The organism is Nocardia sp. NBC_01009 (genome assembly GCF_045208035.1).
Taxonomy (GTDB): domain Bacteria; phylum Actinomycetota; class Actinomycetes; order Mycobacteriales; family Mycobacteriaceae; genus Nocardia.
The window spans coordinates 6882664-6900928 of the sequence record NZ_CP108695.1; the positions used below are offsets into that span (position 1 = coordinate 6882664).

Sequence of the window (18265 nt, forward strand, 5' to 3'; positions counted from 1 at the left end):
ACCGGCTCCCTGCGGAATTCACCGCGGGCGCCGGTGCGTTCGGAGATGTCTGCCACTATTGGACGACCGGGTGCCCTGACGGGTTCGCTCTGGATACGTCGCCACCGGCACGGTATGTTTCGACTCCCCGGCCGGCGTCGGCTCCGCGAGCGGCTTCGGCTCCTCGCCAGTGGGTCCGAAGACCTGGCCGTTTTTCCGAGCGCTGCGTTCGAACATGCGCTGCACCGGCGTCGCGATGAAGGTCGTGACCGTGGTCATCACCACGAGAATGGTGTAGAGCTCCAGCGTGATCAGCCCGACGGTCAGGCCGATGTTCAGCAGCACCAGCTCGATCAATCCGCGGGCGTTGGCCAGTGCGCCCATCGCACCCGCCTCCCGCCAGCCCATGTCCTGGGTTCGGGCGACCAGTCCTACCGCACCGAACTTGCTGGCGAACGACACCACCAACACCACGGCAGTCATCACCAGCACCGCGGGTTCGACGATCACACCGAGTTTCGTGTTGAGTCCGGTGTAGATGAAAAAGGCAGGCAGCAGCAGATATCCGACCACTTCCCCGTATCCGGAGGGTAACTCGCGCGACTTACCGTTTTCTTGCCGCGCGCCTGGCCTACACCGCGATCGGCTGAATGCCTTGCGGTGCAGGCTAACTCGATTCGGCAGGCCTGCTAAGGCGGGGGTCGAGGGGCGTCACAACCCCCACCGCATTCTCGATGACACCGGCCGCGGCCAGACACAGGTCCTCTCGGTACATTCCGCCGATGATCTGCACGCCCTGGGGCAATCCCTCGGTCACACCGACGGGAACTGCTACCGCGGGGACTCCGACCAGGGAGCTCGCCGTGCACAACCGCACCGGCCCCATCATTCGCTCATGCTCCTGCGCATCGGTCGGGACCAGTGGAGCCGGTGGCAGCTCGGTCGACACCGGCCCCAAGAGCAACGCATAGCGCGCAAAGAAGCTCGCCCACTGTCGCTGCGCCCCCAGCCGGGCAGCGGTCAGCTGGACGTATCCAGCCAGGTCCAACGGCGGTCGCCGCTGCATGATCAGCTCCAGGTGCCGTCGGCCGCTCACACTCAACAACGGTCGGATATTCGACCACACCAAGGAGAACTCGGTGCTGATCAGGCCCGCATAGACCTCCAAAGCCTCGGCCAACGCGGGCGTCTCCACCTCCTCGACCAGGTATCCGGCCTCCCGCAAGACCGCCGCCGCGGTCTGCACCGCAGCTCGGACGTGAGGGTGCACGCCGTGGCCACCCGGATCGACAACCAGTCCGACCCGAACCGGTTCAGCGAGCGCCGCGCCGTCCACGGGCGCGGGCACCGCCCGCGGGTCCTGCGGGTCGGCTCCCGCCAATACCTCGTACACCAGCCGCAGATCTGCCACCGACCGCGCCATCGGCCCATCGACGGGCAGCACCTGTGAGGCCAACGTCGGCTCCTGCCCACCGAGGCGGTGATCCGCCGCGAACCGGCCGTAGCTCGGTTTGAGCGCGGCCACGCCGTTGAACGTCGCCGGAATGCGCAGTGAGCCACCGGAATCGTTGCCGAGCCCCAACGGCGTCATCCCGGTGGCCACCGCAACACCATCGCCACCGCTGCTGCCGCCCGGGCTACGGCCTGCCGGGTCCCATGGGTTGCGGGTGTCGCCGTAGAGCGTGCTGGTCGTGTGCATGCCCGCGATCGTCAAGTCCGGCAGGTTGGTTCGGCCGATGGGTATCGCCCCCGCGGCCCGCAGTCGCCGGACCGGTGGCGCATCCTCCGGAGCCACCAGGTGACGTAACCGCGGCACCCCCATCGTCGTCGCCGACCCCGCGACGTGGATGTTCTCCTTCACGGTGAAAGGAACCCCCGCCAGCGGCCCCACCCGCGCACCGGCAGCCAGCCGCCGGTCGACCTGCTCGGCCGCCCTCAGGGCGCTGTCGGCCAGCACATTCGTCACCGCGTTCACCACCGGGTCGACCGCCTCGATGCGCGCCAGGTGCGCGGTCATCACCTCGACCGCACTGACCGCTCCGGCCGACACCGCCGCCGCGAGCTGTTTCGCGGTTGCTCCACAAATCTCCACGTTCAGGAAGATACATACCTGCATCCAGATACACTACTGAATATGAAGGAGCGACTCACCCGCGAGCAGAGCCGACAACAGACCCGCGATCGACTGCTCGCCGCTGCCGCCGAACTGTTCGTCGAGCGGGGCGTCAACGGCACCTCGGTGGAACAGATCGCCGAACGCGCCGGCTACACCAGAGGCGCTGTCTACGGCAACTTCACCGACAAACACGAATTGATCGTCGAACTGCTCGTCCAGCGAACAAAGCGCGAAATCGACGAGGTCAGCCGGCTCGACCACACCACCCGCGAGCCGCTGCGACAGTTCAACCGCGATCGCGCCGAGCATCTCACCGACTGGCTCGCACTGCGCCTCGAGCTCATACTGCACATCCTGCGCAACCCCGACCTGCGACCACGCCTCGCCGAGCGCGAACTACTCGCCCGTGCCGCCATCACCGCGGGCGTCGCCGACGAGCTACCACGGCCGCCGGCCGATCCCGCCTTCCTCGCGCTGATCATTCACGCACTGGAGGACGGTCTGCTCATCCAGAAATTGCTGACACCCGAAGGGATTCTGGACGACGTCGTCGCGGTGGCAAGCGAGCTGCTCATCAACTCTTGGGCCGCACTGTCGGAATCCCGGGGTAAGAGGTAGCTCCGCCGAGACACGTTCGGGCGCCCGGCGTGGGCGCCCGAACATCGACTAGAGCCTATTGCGCGCGGTACTGCTCGACGTTCATGCCGCCGATACCCCAATCGGTCAGCTCGACCTCATCGATCACCACAAACGTCGTCGCGGGATCCTTGCCCAGCACATCCCGCAGCAGATCGGTGACCCCCTTGATCAACTGCGACTTCTGTTCCCGCGTCACGCCCTCATTGGTGACTTTGATGTTGACGTACGGCATTACGCAGCCCTTCCCGAGATGAACCCGCCGTCGACGGGGAAGATGTGACCGGTTGTGAACGCGGCATCCGCGAGATACAGCACGGCGGCGGTGGTCTCACTCACCTCACCGATCCGATTCAGCAAAGCCAGCTTGCCCGAGGAGCTTTCATCACCGTCGCCGAACAACGGGGTGCGAATGATCCCTGGCGCAACAGCATTCACCCGAATGCCGTCGGCCGCGAGCTCAGCGGCAAGGCTGGTGGTCAGCGCATGAACGCCGCCCTTGCTGACCAGTGCCGCAGAGGCGGGCAGCCCGGCCAGCGCGTGATTGATCAGCACCGTGCCGATATTGACGATGCTGCCGCCGCTGCGCTGCGCTCGCAGCTGCCGGACCACTGCCTGGGTAGTGAAGTAGGTGCCCTTCAGGTTCCCGTTCAGGTAGCTGTCGAGGTCTGCCTCGGTGACGTCGACGAACGGCTTGGCTCCGAAGATCCCCGCGTTGTTCACCAGCACGTCGACCCGGCCGAACCGCTCGACGGCGACCCGAACCAGCTCGGTTCCCGTTGCAGGAGAGCCGATATCGCCCGCGAACACCGCCACCTGATCCGCCGTGGACAGCTCGTCGGCCACCGCCGCGAGCTTGTCCGCGTCACGCCCGTTGAGCACGACGTTGTCGCCACGCTCCACGAAGGCCCGTGCGACATCGCGCCCGATCCCGCTGGAGGATCCGGTCACGATGACCGTTTTCGATGTGGACATACCTTCTCGCTTTCTCGTGAATTTGATACGACCGGTCGTCTTGAAATGGGCGTACAGCAACGATCCGTACGCAATGCGGAGGGGCTATGGCCGGAAGTAGTCGTCCAGCAGTCGGCGCAAACACTTCTGCAGCGGTTCGAGCGAGCGGTCGATCTTCATCCGGATCACCGCCCCCTCCCAGGACTCCAATAGCAGGTCCGCGAGATCCATCGCGTCGATATCGGCGCGAATAGCACCCGATTGCTGCGCTCGGCGCAGCGCCTCCGCCACCCCGTCGCGCCACGAATGCCATGCGCCGGCAAGCGATTCGCGCAGCACATCGCTACCCTCGAGCTCGCCGCCGAGGTTCGCAATCAGGCACCCGCCCGTGTACTCGGCCTCGACGAACTCCTCCATCAGCCGCCCGAAGAACGCCCGCAGCCCCGCCACCGGATCCGGCGCAGCGCCCAGCGCCTCGGCCAGGTTCCGCTGCACACACAGCGAATGATGGTCGATGATCGCCTGCCCGAAGGTTTCCTTGCTGTCGAAGTAGTTGTAGAACGAACCCTTGGGCACACCGACTGCATCAAGCACCTGCTTGATTCCGGTGCCGTGATATCCGTTGACCAAGAACCCGGCAGCACCTTCCTCGACCAGAAGCTGCCGAGTGTCGTCACTCCGTCGCGGTCGCGCCATGAGACCAATATACGACCGGTCGTCTTGGAATGGCAAATGCGAATCCGACCGAAGCGAGTGCTCGTCGTCGGCCGCCGCGGCACAACCCGCGTGATCGACCCGAAATGCCCCGATAGGTCCGGCTAGAACGTGGACAAGCCGGCACGCCACCGCACGCACCTGGCGGTGAACTCGGCCAGATGATCGAGCGCGAACCGGTCGGCATCCCAGTCCTCCGGCGAGACCTCCGCAGTCCAAACGTAGGTCAGGACTCGCGCATGTCCGGGGACTACCAGCGGACTCAGGTCGTACTCGGCATCCTCGAAGGCGTCCAACACTTTCCACTCGGCGTCGGCAAGTCCGGTGAGCAGCACACCGCCAGCGACCGACGCAGGCCGCGACACGAGTCCGGGATAAAGGCGACCCGGCAGCGCCGCCACCCGCCAGCCCGACACCTCGACCGGCTCCAGACTCGGACAGTGACCGAGCAGTTCGATCAATACCGCAGGAAACTGCAATGTCCCGTATACGAAAAGCACATCGTCCACGCCGCGGACAAACCCGAGCCGCCGCGGATCTGCCGTGCCGTTGCCGATCGGCGCCACCGCGCGCGTATCCGCGTCAGGTGTCTCGAACCGCTCCACTGCTACCTTCCGTTGTCACGCCTTCGGCCGCTGGACCGATATCGCGAATGATCTCGGCCAGCTGCGTGTAGTCCTCGGTCCGCGCCGTAGAAGCCCGGAAGGCGAGCCCCAGGGTGCGGCCCGGCGCGGGCGCCGCGAAGCGCGCGGTTTCCAGTGTGCCGCGGGCGGTTTCGGCGGCGACCGCCATCTCTGGAATCAGCGTGACACCCAAACCTCCTGCCACGCACTGCACTACAGTTGCCAGCGACGCCGCACGTGTGTCGCCGACGCCAGCAGGATGCACATCGGAGGTGCGACACAACTCCAGCGTCTGGTCGCGCAAACAGTGTCCCTCGTCCAGCAGCAGCAGCGGCAGCGCATCGAGGGCCGCCGGCGCGATGTCGGTGCGCCCGGCCAGTTCATGACCGCGCGGGGTGACCAGCACGAATTCCTCTGTATACAGCGATATCTCGACCACTCCGGACATTTCCGTCGGCAGTGCGAGCAGCGCGACATCCAGCACTCCGGTACGCAGACCGTCGAGCAGTCGCGCGGTCCGGTCCTCGATCACCTGAGGCACCAACGCCGGTACCCGCGTACGCAATTCGGGCAGTAGCGCAGGCAGCACATACGGGGCGACTGTCGGAATGATGCCGAGACGCAGTGTGCCACCGAGCCCGTCACCAGCCGCTGAAGCGACGAATCGGTCGGCCGCTTCGAGGGTCGCGATCGCCTGCGGCAGCAGCCGCATCCCGGCAGCGGTGACGAGCACGCGCCGCGTGCTGCGTTCGATCAGTTGCAGCCCGAGGCCGTGTTCCAGCGCCGCGAGCGCCTGCGATAGCGTGGGCTGGCTCACACTGAGCCTGGCTGCCGCAGTGCCGAAATGGCGATATTCCGCGATCGCGACGAACGCACGCAGCTGCGACAGGGTCGGCTGATAAGTCTGATCAGTCACGCCTATCAGTGTAGTGCGACTGATCACGTTTACCTTTCACCGGGCTTTGGGCAAGATCACAAGTGAGCTTTTCGCACAGCGCTAGCAAACCAACATGACGAGGAGAAAAGCATGGCCTTGCTGACCATCGGCGACCAATTCCCGGCATACAACCTCACCGCGGTCATCGGCGGTGACCTGTCGAAGGTCGACGCTCAGCAGCCTGACGATTACTTCACCCAGATCACCTCCGACGACCACGCGGGCAAGTGGCGGATCGTCTTCTTCTGGCCGAAGGACTTCACCTTCGTGTGCCCCACCGAGATTGCCGCCTTCGGCAAGCTCAACGAGGAGTTCGCAGACCGCGACGCGCAGGTGCTCGGTGCCTCGGTCGACAACGAGTTCGTGCACTTCCAGTGGCGCGCCCAGCATGAGGACCTCAAGACCCTCCCGTTCCCGATGCTCTCGGACCTCAAGCGTGAACTCGCTTCCGCCACCGGTGTTCTCAATGCCGACGGCGTCGCCGACCGCGCCACCTTCATCATCGACCCGAACAATGAGATCCAGTTCGTCTCGGTGACAGCCGGTTCGGTCGGCCGCAACGTCGACGAGGTGCTGCGGGTGCTCGACGCGCTGCAATCCGACGAGCTGTGCGCCTGCAACTGGAAGAAGGGCGACCCGACCATCGACGCGGGCGAGCTGCTCGCCGCCAGCGTCTGAGATCCATCGTCCGAATACACCGAAAACCGAGCATGAGTAGAGGATTCGCCGAATGAGCATCGAGACCCTGAAGAACTCACTCCCCGAGTACGCCAAGGACCTCAAGCTCAACCTGTCGTCCATCGCACGCACCACCGTGCTGAACGAGCAGCAGCTGTGGGGCACACTCCTCGCGTCGGCGGCCGCAACCCGGTCGGCGACCACGCTGCGCGAGATCGCCGAGGAAGCCGCCGACACCCTGTCGTCGGAGGCGTACAACGCCGCACTCGGCGCGGCCTCGATCATGGGCATGAACAATGTGTTCTACCGAGGCAAGGCATTCCTCGGCGGCCGCTACGACGACCTGCGGGCCGGCCTGCGCATGCAGATCATCGGCACGCCGGGCGTCGACAAGGCCGATTTCGAACTGTGGTCGTTCGCCGTGTCCTCGATCAACGGCTGTGCACACTGCCTGGAGGCGCACGAGAACGTGCTGCGCGAGGCGGGCGTCTCACGCGAGGTGATCTTCGAATCGCTGCGCGTGGCCGCCATCGTCGCCGGTGTCGGCCAGGCGGTCCAGTCCACGGAGGCATTGGCCGCCGCCACGGTCTGACGTCTCATACCCGACGGCCCCGTCCAGGACGGGGCCGTCGTTCGTCTCACGGCCGGGAGTTGTCAGACGCCGTCGCTAGCCTGTCGGCGAAACACCCAGCGCCACAGAGGGAGACGGGCCGATGGCCGTCCGCACACCACCGACGAGCGAAGACGACTGGGCCGTACCGAGGGCCTGGTGGTCGAAGTCCGATCCGTTCCGCGGGCTCGGTCCCACACGAAAAACTACAGTGAACGCGGCGGCCGCTGCCGCTGTGGCCGATACGCTGGCGCGGTCGGCCGACAAGATTCGCTCGGCGCTACGGCATCCACGCTCGCACAACCAATTCCGGCAGCGTGGCCTGGCCTACCTGTCCGCACCCGGCGCCGATCCGATCGGCGCCGCCGTCTACGCGGCAGTCGGGATCGACGCCTATACCCTGAATCCCGACGGCATCGGCAGGTACTTCGACGACAACACGGATCTGGCCGACTATCTGGTCCACACCCACGGCTTCGAACTCGCCACATCGATCACGGCCACGCTCGCGGGCATCCACTGCGAGTTCGACTCACTCGTACCGAATGAGTGGTATCCGAATTCGAATTCTGTGAACTACTGGGTTGCGACCGGTCTCACCGATCCGCCTGTCACCGTCATCCGACGCCTGCGCGCCCTGCTCGCCGCGGCCAACGAATCATGGCGCGACTGCACCACGGCGGCACTACTTGCGGCCGCGAGGCGACTACCCGCCCGCGCCCTGCGGGTACTTGCCGCCCGGGTCGACCAACCCGGTAACGAGGGCGCTTTCCTGGATCATGCCCGAGGCCATCGCGACCTCGCCGCAGCCATCCGTCATGAGCTGCCCGCGAGAGCCCAACAACTGCTGACCGAGGCCATACCCGACCTGGCCGCGTGTTCGACACCCGATGACGCGAGCACACCGGGATCTCCGACGATGCCCCGATGACTTTCGCTCCACGCCTCCCCCGATTAGGTGACCAATCCCCCATCGCCGAGCGACAATTCGGACTTATAGGACAAATTTCCGTGCGTCCAGCGGCTCACGCCCACGCGAGCACCGACAGATAGCCGATCGGTTGCAAGGATCGCCGCCCAGTCGGATCTCGACCATATCCATACCTGGGAGCACGCCCTAAGTCCCGGTAGGCTCACGACCATGGGCACACAGGATGAGCTGGAGGTCATGAGCACGCGGGTCGAGGTTGTGCGGGTGTTCACCGACCCGGCCGGACGGTTCGGGAACGAGCTGGGAATCGCCCGTGCGGACGAGGTTGCCGACGCAGACCGGCAGGCGCTCGCGGCGCGTGTCGGTTTCAGTGAAACCGTCGTAGTCGACGACCCCGTGGAGGGATCCGCCCGGGTGCGGATCTTCACGCCCGCCGTGGAACTGCCGTTCGCTGGTCACCCATCGGTAGGCACCGGGTGGTGGTTCGCCGAGCAGGGCCTCGAGGTGCAGGTGCTCGATCTGCTCGCGGGACCGGTGGCCGTCGAACTGACCGACGGGCTCACCTGGATCACAGCCCGGGGCGAATGGGCGCCCGAATTCACCTTCCATCAGCTCGCCGACATCGAGGAGCTGGCGGCGCTGAACCCGGACGACTTCTCCACCGGACATCACTACCTGTGGGCGTGGACCGATGAGCACCGCGGCGCGCTGCGCTCCAGGATGTTCGCACCTTCCATGGGCATCGCCGAAGACGAGGCCACCGGCGCCGGCGCCGTCGCGCTGACCGCACTACTGCGCCGCGGCCTGGTGATCACCCAGGGCAAGGGCTCCCAGCTTTTCACCGAATGGGACTCCGACGGCTGGGTGCGCCTCGGCGGACGCGTCGTCGCGGACTCGGTCATCGACATCTGATCACCCGTAGACCACCGCGATCAGCATGTAGGCGGTCCCCACGTCCATCACGACGTGGGGCACGATCGCCGAGGAGAGCACTCGCCCGGCCGGATGACCGAGCCAGTGATACCGCCACCCCGCGCTCACCGCGACTATCGCCACGACCGCGTCCACGGCGAAAAGCATCGCCAAAACCAGGGCGGGGCCAGGTTCGGGGCCGCCGCCGTGCCCACCGTCCCGATGCCCCGACATCGCGTACAGCATCGCCCCCGCGGCCACGACGTGATATCCGAGCGCGACCATCCGATCGGCGGGCATCGCTCGACTCTCGCTGTGCCACTCTGCGATCCGGCCGAGCAGCAACACCGCGAATACCACCGTTATCGCGGTCAGCACCCCGCGTAACGCAAGCGGATTCGCCCCCGCAGGAAAGACCAGCATGGTCAACATGACCAGGCACATGATCAGATGCGCGGCATCGGACTCATGACAGGTATTCGACCCGTCGCTGTCGATCGAATTGTCGCACCGCCGCGCATATTCAGCCTGCGCATCCCCAGCAGGACACGGCATCGCACCGGCTGCGGACGGCGTCACCAACCGGACAACCACGATCGCCGACGCACACAGGAACGCCACCACCACCGACCACCGCAACGCGGCGTACTCCTGAACGAACTCCGCCACACTCCACCACCTCTCGTCGCGGGCAGCATCTCCATGCTCGCACCCACGCACCCTTAGGGCACCCTTTTCCGACGGAGGCGATTGGGCCGCGCGACTACGATCCGATCCGTGCATCCCTTTCGCCGCACCCTCACACAGCTGCGAGATTTGGTGCGCGCCTTCCGCACGGGTGATCTCGCTCGCGCGGCGATCCTCGTTTCACCGATCCTGCGGACTCCGCTGGAGCTCGAAAAAGACGTCACTGTAGTCGATTTCGCACTACCCGGCGAGGACGAGCTCCGCGCCCTGCTCGATGGCATGGTCACTGCGAACGCCGACACCGTGCCCGTGCGCCTCGACGACCGGGGCCGCGATCGGCTGACCAGGGCCGCCCTAGGACTCACCCTGACCGAGGCCGAAAGTGCATTCGAGCTGGCTATGGTCGACGGCGGCCGCCTGACCGAGTCGGGCGTCGAGGTGGTGCTCGCAGAGAAGGCTCAGACGATCCGGAAATCACGCTTGCTCGAGGTGATCCGCACAGCGGGGCACTGCGGGACGGTTGCGATCGGTAGCGGCGCGGGCGAATCGGCCCGGTGAGATACCGCGCCACTGCTTGAACGCGGTCGAAAAGCTCGGCGCGCCCGAGTAACCCATCCGGAAGGCGACATCCTCCACGGTGAGCCCGGTGGCCAACAACTCCTCGGCCAGATTGCCATAGGTCTCGACGCACAGCTGACGATAGGACGTGCCCTCCTCCGCCAGCCGACGACGCATGGTACGCAGACTCATATGCAGGCTCGCCGCCACATCCTCCTGCGCGAGGCGACCGTTGAGCCGGTGCATCAGCAGCTCGCGCACCGAACCGGAAAGCCCGTGTCGAAGACCGCGCCGTTGCAGCAGATCGGCGCATTGCTCTTCGAAAAACAGGGCCGTGAGGGGGCTGGCCTGTGGCATCGGGGCGTCCATGCCGGTGGCGTCGAATATCGCGAGGTGCGGGCCTGTGGCATCGGTGCTCGGTATCTCGAACTCCTCCAGCATCGGCAGCAACCGCTCACGGTAACCGCCCCCGATTTCGCCGCGCAGTACCGGCGGCGCGACGCCGAACACCAGCGCCCAATTCGTCAGCAGCGCGGCGACGTCACGCTCACCGAGGAAGCCGCGCAGATTGGCGGGCACATCCTGATCGTCGACGTAGAGCCACAATTCTTCGTCGTTATAGACATGCCAGGCCCGCGAGAACGAAGTCATCAGGCTGAAGTAGCGCATGGCGACCTCGGTGGCCGAACGCATCGTGGGACTGCTCATGACGGCAAGTCCGAACACGCCGTAGGTGGTGATGTGCGTACGTACACCCGCCTCGATGCCGAGACCCCATGGATCGCCGAGCGCGGTGACGATGTTGCGGACAAGTTCCAATTCCTGTGCCGCGGTGACCTCGGCGCTGGGCGTAATCAGCAGCTGCGGCGCGATGCCCGTGCCACACAAACACTCCGAGAGACCGAGTCCATGGCTTTCGGCGACTTCGACGAGGATCGCCGAATTCGCCACCGACCGCCGCCACTCCCATGAGGCCACTGGCTCATCGTCGTCCAGGTTGTCCGAAGCCCGCAGGAAAATAGCCAGAGTTCGGATGGCCGAATTCTCGTGCGGTCGAACGGCCTTCGCACCACAACCCGCAAATTTCCAGCTGGCCGGTATCCGCAAGGCCATGACCCGATATCGCATGGAGTGCCGCCGGTCGACGCCATAGTGTCGAAGCAAGACGAAAGCGGGCGAAAACAAATGTCGAAGAAGACACTTGCCGGCAAGCGCGTCGTGATCACCGGCGGCACCGACGGCATCGGCAAAGAAGCGGCGTTGGCCTTCCTGGCCGCGGGAGCCGAGATCGCGATCGGCGATTCCGATGCTGGAAGAGTTCGCGCAGTCACGAATCAACTCAACCGTATCCACAGCGGCACCGCGCTCGGCTTACCGCTCGATGTCACCGACAGTGTCCGATTCGCCGAGTTTCTGTCCACCGCGGAACAGAAACTGGGTGGGTTGGACGTGGTGGTGAACGCCGCAGAACTCCTGCCTACCAGTTCGTTTCTTTCCGAGTTCGATACGGACACCGACCTCCAGATCGAAGTCAACCTGCGCGCGGTCATCACCGGGTCCCGACTGGCGGGCGCACGCTTCATCGAGCAGGGCCACGGCCAGATCGTGAACATCGGCTCGGCAGTCGGGGTCACCGCCGCACTCGGAGCCGCCGTCTACAGCGCGACCAAGCATGCGGTCGTCGGACTCGGCACGGCCCTGCACCGCGGACTCGCCGAACAGGGCGTCATCGTCAGCACCGTCACGCCCGGTTTCGAGCCCGACGCCGAGGCGGTGGCCGACGCCATCGTCGACTGTGTCGAGCACCAACGCGGCGGGCTACTGGTAGTGCCACCCTCGGGCTGGTTTCGTACCGTCATGCCCGATCCCGTGCATCTGCGCCACACGATGCGCCGCATGCTCGGCATCATGTAGCGGCTCGGCTCACCGATCAGGCCGACAGCTCACGCAGCACGCGCTTGAGCACCTTTCCGGTCGGATTGCGCGGCAGTTCATCGATGAACAGCACGTCGCGAGGGACCTTGAAGCGGGCAAGATGGGTCTTGACGTGCTCGCGGACCTCGTCTTCGGTGAGGGTGTGCCCATCACGGACGACGACCACCGCGCGCAGGCGCTGGCCGTACTTCTCATCAGCGACGCCGAACGCACTCACCTCCGCGACGGCCGGGTGCGCGGCGAGCAGTTCCTCCACCTCGCCGGGGAAGACGTTCTCGCCGCCGGAGACGATCATGTCGTCGTCGCGTCCGTCGACGAAAAGTCTTCCCGCCCTATCGAAGTGGCCGACATCGCCGGTCGACATCAGGCCGCTGATGCGGGCCTTGTCGCCGCCGCCGGTGTAGCCCTCGAACTGGTAGTTGTTGCCGACGAAGATGCGGCCGGTCACGCCGAGCGGCACCTCGGTGTCCTTGCTGTCGAAGATCTTCACGACGGTGCCGGGCACCGGGGTGCCGACACACCCCGGCTCGACGGCAAGATCGGCGGGCGTGGCAATGGTCGCGTAGGCCACCTCGGTGGACCCGTAGACGTTGTAGACCACCGGGCCGAAGGCCGCTGTCACCCGAACGCACAGCTCCGCACCCAGCTGCGAACCGGCGACGAAGATAATGCGCAAGCGTGGGAAGCGGTACCCGGCGAAGCCTTTCGGACCGGCATCCACGAGACGCTGCAACATGACCGGCACGGCGATCAGCGCGGTGGCGCGATGCCGGGCCAAGCTGTCGAGCACGGCCTGCGGATCGAAGCGACGCCGGATCACCAGGGTGGAGCCGAAGCCGACGGCCAGGATGGCGTGCGCGAAGCCGAGCGTATGGAACAGCGGCGCAGGGCATTCGGTGATCTCGCGGGCCCGGAACGGCACTTTGCCGAGGATGGCGCCCAGCGGCGCGAGCGAGGTCGGTTCGTTGCGCGGCGCACCCTTCGGGGTGCCGGTCGTCCCGCTGGTCAACAGGATGATCTTGGCGGTGGTGGTGGCCCGACGTGGCGCCATGTGCGCACCGCCCGCGATCAGATTGTCGAGGGTGTCGACGCCGGGCTTGTCGGCCCAGGCGCGATAGCGGCCACGCCGCGGCGTGAGATCGCCGAGCATGCCGGAGTATTCGTCGTCGAAGACCAGCAGATCGGCGCCCTCACGGGCAACGACCTCACGCAGCTGCGGACCGGCGAAATCGGTGTTCAGCAACACGATTCGGGCTCCGCACTTGGCCGCGGCGAACACCGCGTAGTGGAAGCCGCGGTGGTTGCGCGCCAGAATCGCGACACCCTCACCGTCGCGCAGACCTCGGGCACGCCACGCATTGGCGAGCGCGGTGCTGCGCTCGTCGAGTTCGCGGAACGTAACGGTCCCGATTTCGTCGATGATGGCGGCGCGATCCCGATAGCGCAGGGCGGCCACCGTCGGGAGCCCACCGAGCATGCCCGAGCGCAGCACCGCCACACCCATCCTGGCGAGCCGGTCCGGGCGCTCCGGCGCCGCCAGTCCGGCGCGGACCGTGAGCGCGGCGTAATAGGTTTCATCGGCGGCCCGACGCACCGCGGTAGCGGCCAGCGCCCCAACTTTGTCGATCAACTTCATGATTCAGCTCCCCTGCTGGGCAGTGCCCGACCGAACGCCGTCGACCGAGGTGTGCTCGTGGCCGAGGTCTTGCTGATCCGCACCCATCGAGGCGGGTGTTGCGTGGTCGGCCGCACCCGAGGTGAGGGCGAGCGCCCTCACAGTAAGGCGTGCCGAACGTGTTCGTCGAGTGAGTGGCACACCCCACCGACCCCACCCCGCCCGCACGGCCCGAGGATCCGGTCCATGATGGACGAATGCCGAGCGACACCGATGAGCACCTACTGCGACCGCGCGCACCACGGGCGTCGACAACCACGCCCCCGGTCCAGATCATCGTCGACGACCTCTCCGGCCCCCGGATCGCCGCTCTGCTCGGCGAGCACCTGGCCGATATGCAGGCCAACTCCCCCGCCTGCAGCATGCACGCTCTCGACCTCGACGCGCTGCGTGCCCCCGGCATCACCTTCTGGAGCGTGTGGGACGACACCGACCTCCTCGGCTGTGGTGCCCTCAAACAACTCGATCCCGCCCACGGCGAGATCAAGTCCATGCGCACCGCCGCCGCCCACGCCGGTCGCGGCATCGCCACACTGCTGCTCGACCACATCATCACGACGGCCCGCTCCCGCGGCTACCACCGCCTCAGCCTGGAAACCGGCGCCTCGGACTTCTACACCCCCGCCCAACGTCTCTACACCCGCCACGGCTTCGAACGCTGCGCGCCGTTCGCCGACTACACCGCCGACCCGCACAGCGTCTACATGACCCGCGCCCTCTGACTGAACCGGACCGATCGGATGCGAACACCAGAAATATTCACTCGCCTCGACGGCCGCACATCAGTGCTGATCGCGGGGGCGGGTGGCGGATTCGACGTATACGCCGGTCTCCCACTGGCATTCGCGCTCCGCGCGGCAGGAGTTTCGGTCCACCTGGCCAATCTCTCGTTCACACGACTGGAGACCTGCTCGATATAGACGCCATCGTATTGATCGACGGCGGGACCGACATCCTGCTTTGCGGCGATGAGTATCTGCTCGGCACACCTGAGGAGGACGCGGCCAGTCTTGCCGCGGTCGCCGGAATCGATGAGACGCCGGTGCGACTGGTCGCCGCACTCGGCTTCGGCATCGATGCGTTTCACGGGGTCAACCATGTCCAGGTGCTCGAGAATATCGCCGAGCTCGACACGGCAGGCGCCTACTTGGGCGCGTTCTCGATACCCGGCGATTGCCCAGAAGCTCGACGCTACCGCGCGGCCGTCGAGCATGCCGCGGCGCTGACGCCCAAGCGCCCGAGTTTGGTCAACGGGCAGATCGCGGCAGCACTATCCGGGCGGCACGGCCACGTGCCGATCGGTGGCAGAAGCCGGGCCACCGACCTTTTCGTCAACCCGCTGATGGCCATGTACTTCACTTTCGACCTGCCGGGGCTGGCAGCACGCAACGCGTATCTGCCGACTTTAGAAGACACCGTGGATATCGCCGATATATCGCTCCGGATCGGGCAGTACCGAGCGCAGATCACCGTGCGGTCGCCTCGTACGTTCCCGCACTGACCGCCACGAGCCTGCGAGGGTCAGCCGAGGGCGGCGGTGAACCCCGCGACCAGCTCGACGACCTGATCATCGGTCATCACGAACGAAGGCGAGATCTGCATCGCCCCCTGACCCGCCGCTCGACCCGAAACACCATGTGCACGAAGGGTTTTCACCAGCGGAAGCCCTTCCGAGGGGTCGGCGAGCTGGATCGCGGCGACCGCACCTAGACCGCTGCGCACTTCGGCGACGCGCGGATGCTCGGCCAACGGTGCCAACTTGTCGTGCAGGGTCGATTCCAGGCGCTTCGCCTCGTTCAGCAAGCCCTCGCGCTCGACGATCTCCAAATTCGCCAGCGCGGCCGCGGCGGCACCGGCATGACCGCCATAGGTGTAGCCGTGACGCCACCACACGCCCCCGCTGAAGAACGGTTCCGCAATGCGCGGGGCGATGAAGACTGCACCCATCGGAACATAGCCGGAAGTCAGGCCCTTCGCGGTGGTCATGAGGTCGGGCTCGAGATCGAATCGGGACGAGGCGAACCAGGATCCGCCGATACGGCCGAACCCCGTGACGACCTCGTCGACCACGAACAGGATGTCGTTGTCGCGGCAGATACGGCGGACCTCGGCCAGATAACCGTCCGGCGGCAAATAGATACCGCCCGCGCCGATGATGGGTTCGCAGAAGAACGCCGCGATGCGTTCGGCGCCGATTTCCTCGATCAAGGCAAGCAGCGATTTCGCGTCATCCCACTCGACGGTGCGCGCATCGGCCATCAGTTCGCCGTAGCCTTCCCGATTGACCGGGATGCCCGCCAACGCCGTTCCCGCGACATGCATTCCGTGATACGCGCGCTGACGGCCGACCACGATCGTCTTGTCCGGCCGCCCCATCTCGTGCCAGTACCGCCGTGCCAGCTTCGCCGCGGTGTCGACCGAATCCGAGCCACCGGAGGTGAAGAAGATCTTGCTGTCGGGCACCGGTGCGATCGTCGCCAGCTTCTCCGCGAGCAGCTGGGTGGCGGGTTCGGCGAAGTCGCCGAAGTTCGAGTAGTGCGCGATGGTGCGCAGTTGCGCGGCGACAGCATCGGCGATCTCGGCGCGCCCGTGCCCGACATTGGTGAACCACAGGCCCGCGGTCGCATCCAGATACCTGGTACCCGCCTCGTCCCAGATGTAGGCGCCCTCCCCGCGCGCGACAACGAATGCCCCGTCCCGTTCGACGGCACCCATATCGGCGAACCCATGCCATAGTGCACTCATACCAACCACCTTTACCTCGAGAACCGAATCATTCGTCCGCACCCCGCCAGCGGCTGCTCAGATCGCCGAGGGCGGCGACGGCACCCGCGAGCAGCGCGAACGCCACAACCAGAACCACCAAGCCGATGGTCATCGACACATACCCCTGACGCCGCGGGTCGATGAACGGGTACGGATACCACTCCACGAAAACGCCCCGGAACAGGGTGTAAGCGCTATATGCCACCGGGTAGGCCAGCCCGCGATCAGCGGACCGCTGCCCCGATCGCCACCGGCACCAGGGCCCAATCCGCGATCATCGCGATCGGCATGATCCGATGGAGCACGTCATCGGCCCAGCGCTGTTCGGTCCCGGCGTGGTTGTGCGTGAGCAGTACCGCGTACACGATGCCGGTAGTGACCAGATACAGCGTGCCGGCGCCGCGGACCAGCTGCCACCGCCGATCGATCGGATCGAGCAGCGCGCCGACCAGCAGCACGATCACCCCGAGAATGTTCGATTGGATCGTGAGATAGCTGAAATGGTTGTCCAGCGAGTAGCCGAACGATCCATGGTCGTGGATAGGACCACAGATCAGCGCCACCAGCCCCAGTGCAGCGAACCCGATACGCAGGACACGAGCCCACCATGGAGCCATCCCGACGGCGTTCACGGTGCGATTGTTGCATAGCGTGGGAACTGCCAGACCATTGCTCAGGGGGTGCCGGAGCCGACCGGTGCACCCACGTGTTGGCCATTGTCGGTGCGGACCAGTCCAATGTCGGACGCGCCCAGCCGAATTCGAACGCACCCGAGGGGTGAGTGACCGCGCTCAGTCCGTCGTGGCAGGTTCGCGCCGGCGGACAGTGAGTGCGCCGAGAGAGACAACGGCTACGGCAAGCAGGGCGAAGACGCCCGAGAGGATGACCAGACCGATGATCAGCGAGATGTAGCCCTGCTCGCGGGGATCGAGGAAGGGATAGGGGTACCAGTCGACTATCGCGCCGCGGATGAGGGTGTAGGCGCCGTAGCCAGCTGGGTAGATCAGCCAGGCGCCGACCAGTGTGCGGGTGATGCTGAGGGTTGCGGGGACCAGGATCCAGTCCAGCACCACGACGATGGGAAGGATGCGGTGCAGGACGTCGTTGATCCACTTGTCGGTGAGCATTACGTCGACCTTGGCAAGCAGGACGGCATAGACGACGCCGGTGATGAGCAGGTACAGCGCGGTCGCACCACGGATGGCCTGCCAACGGCGATCACGAGGGTCACGCACGGCGCCGACCAGCAGGACGATGACAGCGAGAACATTGGACTGGATGGTGAAGTAGCTGAAGTAGTTGGCGACGGAGAAGCCGGCGTCGTCGACGTTGCGGATAGGTATCCACACCAGGGCGAAGATGCCGAGTGCGGCAAACGCGAAGCGCGGGATACGAATCCACAGCGGAGCAGCACCGGCGGTCATTTCTGGATCGTCGCACATCAGGATGGCTTTCACGGGTGAACCCAGCTCGTCGACATCGCAGTGTCACCGCCGTCACGCACGGTGTGCTTGCTGGATGCCCGGACCCGACCGGGGTTCGACGAGCGGTCCG

23 protein-coding genes are annotated in these 18265 nt (G+C 65.8%); 9 read left to right on the forward strand and 14 right to left on the reverse strand.

Features of this window, described 5'->3' with window-relative positions; all coding sequences use genetic code 11:
* Positions 1 to 18 precede the first annotated feature (18 nt).
* Positions 19 to 552: a cation:proton antiporter gene (locus OHA42_RS30940; RefSeq protein ID WP_406231277.1), complete on the reverse strand. Its 534-nt coding sequence runs from the start codon at positions 550 to 552 to the stop codon at positions 19 to 21.
* A gap of 94 nt (positions 553 to 646) precedes the next feature.
* The gene (locus tag OHA42_RS30945) at positions 647 to 2095 is read right to left on the reverse strand and encodes an amidase (protein WP_406231278.1); all 1449 of its coding nucleotides are present in this window, start codon (positions 2093 to 2095) and stop codon (positions 647 to 649) included.
* 18 nt (positions 2096 to 2113) lie between these two features.
* On the opposite strand from OHA42_RS30945, the gene OHA42_RS30950 reads away from it, so the two are divergent.
* Positions 2114 to 2713, forward strand: coding sequence for a TetR/AcrR family transcriptional regulator (locus OHA42_RS30950; protein WP_406231279.1), 600 nt, complete (start codon positions 2114 to 2116; stop codon positions 2711 to 2713).
* Between the two features lie 55 nt (positions 2714 to 2768).
* Here OHA42_RS30950 and OHA42_RS30955 read toward each other — a convergent pair whose 3' ends face one another.
* From OHA42_RS30955 to OHA42_RS30975, 5 genes are all read right to left on the reverse strand, one after another.
* Positions 2769 to 2966, reverse strand: a complete 198-nt coding sequence (locus OHA42_RS30955) for a 4-oxalocrotonate tautomerase family protein (protein ID WP_328403569.1) — start codon at positions 2964 to 2966, stop codon at positions 2769 to 2771.
* Positions 2966 to 3706 carry an SDR family NAD(P)-dependent oxidoreductase gene (locus OHA42_RS30960; protein WP_406231280.1) on the reverse strand — a complete coding sequence of 247 codons (741 nt, stop codon included), beginning with the start codon at positions 3704 to 3706 and terminating at the stop codon, positions 2966 to 2968. Before OHA42_RS30960 ends, OHA42_RS30955 begins: the two co-directional genes overlap by 1 nt.
* 84 nt (positions 3707 to 3790) lie before the next feature.
* Positions 3791 to 4381: a TetR family transcriptional regulator C-terminal domain-containing protein gene (locus OHA42_RS30965; protein ID WP_406231281.1), complete on the reverse strand. Its 591-nt coding sequence runs from the start codon at positions 4379 to 4381 to the stop codon at positions 3791 to 3793.
* 122 nt (positions 4382 to 4503) lie between these two features.
* Positions 4504 to 5004 (reverse strand): gamma-glutamylcyclotransferase family protein, encoded by a 501-nt coding sequence (locus tag OHA42_RS30970; RefSeq protein ID WP_406231282.1) that lies wholly within the window; start codon positions 5002 to 5004, stop codon positions 4504 to 4506.
* The gene (locus OHA42_RS30975; protein WP_406231283.1) at positions 4982 to 5938 is read right to left on the reverse strand and encodes a hydrogen peroxide-inducible genes activator; all 957 of its coding nucleotides are present in this window, start codon (positions 5936 to 5938) and stop codon (positions 4982 to 4984) included. The genes OHA42_RS30970 and OHA42_RS30975 overlap by 23 nt, the downstream gene beginning before the upstream one ends.
* Positions 5939 to 6049: 111 nt before the next feature.
* Here OHA42_RS30975 and OHA42_RS30980 point away from each other — a divergent pair, with 111 nt between their 5' ends.
* The 4 genes from OHA42_RS30980 to OHA42_RS30995 all read left to right on the forward strand — a co-directional run bounded on the left by OHA42_RS30980 (position 6050) and on the right by OHA42_RS30995 (position 9090).
* A complete protein-coding gene (locus tag OHA42_RS30980; RefSeq protein ID WP_328403577.1) occupies positions 6050 to 6637 on the forward strand; it encodes a peroxiredoxin in 588 nt (195 codons plus the stop codon).
* Positions 6638 to 6689: 52 nt separating this feature from the next.
* On the forward strand, positions 6690 to 7229 hold the full coding sequence (locus tag OHA42_RS30985) for a carboxymuconolactone decarboxylase family protein (RefSeq protein ID WP_328403579.1): 540 nt from the start codon (positions 6690 to 6692) through the stop codon (positions 7227 to 7229).
* A gap of 121 nt (positions 7230 to 7350) precedes the next feature.
* Complete coding sequence (locus OHA42_RS30990) at positions 7351 to 8178, forward strand: hypothetical protein (RefSeq protein WP_406231284.1); 828 nt, start codon at positions 7351 to 7353, stop codon at positions 8176 to 8178.
* Between the two features lie 237 nt (positions 8179 to 8415).
* Positions 8416 to 9090 carry a PhzF family phenazine biosynthesis protein gene (locus tag OHA42_RS30995; RefSeq protein WP_406239703.1) on the forward strand — a complete coding sequence of 225 codons (675 nt, stop codon included), beginning with the start codon at positions 8416 to 8418 and terminating at the stop codon, positions 9088 to 9090.
* Here OHA42_RS30995 and OHA42_RS31000 read toward each other — a convergent pair whose 3' ends face one another.
* On the reverse strand, positions 9091 to 9759 hold the full coding sequence (locus tag OHA42_RS31000; protein WP_406231285.1) for a DUF5134 domain-containing protein: 669 nt from the start codon (positions 9757 to 9759) through the stop codon (positions 9091 to 9093). It abuts the gene before it with no gap.
* 108 nt (positions 9760 to 9867) lie between these two features.
* Here OHA42_RS31000 and OHA42_RS31005 point away from each other — a divergent pair, with 108 nt between their 5' ends.
* On the forward strand, positions 9868 to 10335 hold the full coding sequence (locus tag OHA42_RS31005; RefSeq protein WP_406231286.1) for a hypothetical protein: 468 nt from the start codon (positions 9868 to 9870) through the stop codon (positions 10333 to 10335).
* Here the strand turns inward: OHA42_RS31005 and OHA42_RS31010 are convergent.
* Positions 10252 to 11313 carry an AraC family transcriptional regulator ligand-binding domain-containing protein gene (locus OHA42_RS31010; RefSeq protein WP_406231287.1) on the reverse strand — a complete coding sequence of 354 codons (1062 nt, stop codon included), beginning with the start codon at positions 11311 to 11313 and terminating at the stop codon, positions 10252 to 10254. The two genes, OHA42_RS31005 and OHA42_RS31010, sit on opposite strands and share 84 nt — an antisense overlap.
* A gap of 207 nt (positions 11314 to 11520) precedes the next feature.
* Between OHA42_RS31010 and OHA42_RS31015 the strand changes: the two genes are divergently transcribed.
* Positions 11521 to 12249 (forward strand): SDR family NAD(P)-dependent oxidoreductase, encoded by a 729-nt coding sequence (locus OHA42_RS31015; protein ID WP_406231288.1) that lies wholly within the window; start codon positions 11521 to 11523, stop codon positions 12247 to 12249.
* Positions 12250 to 12265: 16 nt separating this feature from the next.
* On the opposite strand, the gene OHA42_RS31020 is transcribed toward OHA42_RS31015, so the two are convergent.
* Positions 12266 to 13906 (reverse strand): acyl-CoA synthetase, encoded by a 1641-nt coding sequence (locus tag OHA42_RS31020; protein WP_406231289.1) that lies wholly within the window; start codon positions 13904 to 13906, stop codon positions 12266 to 12268.
* A 236-nt stretch (positions 13907 to 14142) separates the two neighbouring features.
* Between OHA42_RS31020 and OHA42_RS31025 the strand changes: the two genes are divergently transcribed.
* Both OHA42_RS31025 and OHA42_RS31030 read left to right on the forward strand, forming a co-directional pair.
* The gene (locus OHA42_RS31025) at positions 14143 to 14667 is read left to right on the forward strand and encodes a GNAT family N-acetyltransferase (protein ID WP_406231290.1); all 525 of its coding nucleotides are present in this window, start codon (positions 14143 to 14145) and stop codon (positions 14665 to 14667) included.
* A 209-nt stretch (positions 14668 to 14876) separates the two neighbouring features.
* The gene (locus tag OHA42_RS31030) at positions 14877 to 15446 is read left to right on the forward strand and encodes a DUF1152 domain-containing protein (protein WP_406231291.1); all 570 of its coding nucleotides are present in this window, start codon (positions 14877 to 14879) and stop codon (positions 15444 to 15446) included.
* Positions 15447 to 15466: 20 nt separating this feature from the next.
* Here the strand turns inward: OHA42_RS31030 and OHA42_RS31035 are convergent, their stop codons facing one another.
* The 4 genes from OHA42_RS31035 to OHA42_RS31050 all read right to left on the reverse strand — a co-directional run bounded on the left by OHA42_RS31035 (position 15467) and on the right by OHA42_RS31050 (position 18135).
* Positions 15467 to 16690: an aspartate aminotransferase family protein gene (locus OHA42_RS31035; RefSeq protein WP_406231292.1), complete on the reverse strand. Its 1224-nt coding sequence runs from the start codon at positions 16688 to 16690 to the stop codon at positions 15467 to 15469.
* Positions 16691 to 16718: 28 nt separating this feature from the next.
* On the reverse strand, positions 16719 to 16916 hold the full coding sequence (locus OHA42_RS31040) for a Pr6Pr family membrane protein (RefSeq protein ID WP_406231293.1): 198 nt from the start codon (positions 16914 to 16916) through the stop codon (positions 16719 to 16721).
* A gap of 19 nt (positions 16917 to 16935) precedes the next feature.
* On the reverse strand, positions 16936 to 17343 hold the full coding sequence (locus tag OHA42_RS31045; protein ID WP_406231294.1) for a Pr6Pr family membrane protein: 408 nt from the start codon (positions 17341 to 17343) through the stop codon (positions 16936 to 16938).
* Positions 17344 to 17502: 159 nt separating this feature from the next.
* Complete coding sequence (locus OHA42_RS31050; protein WP_406231295.1) at positions 17503 to 18135, reverse strand: Pr6Pr family membrane protein; 633 nt, start codon at positions 18133 to 18135, stop codon at positions 17503 to 17505.
* Between the last annotated feature and the right edge of the window lie 130 nt (positions 18136 to 18265).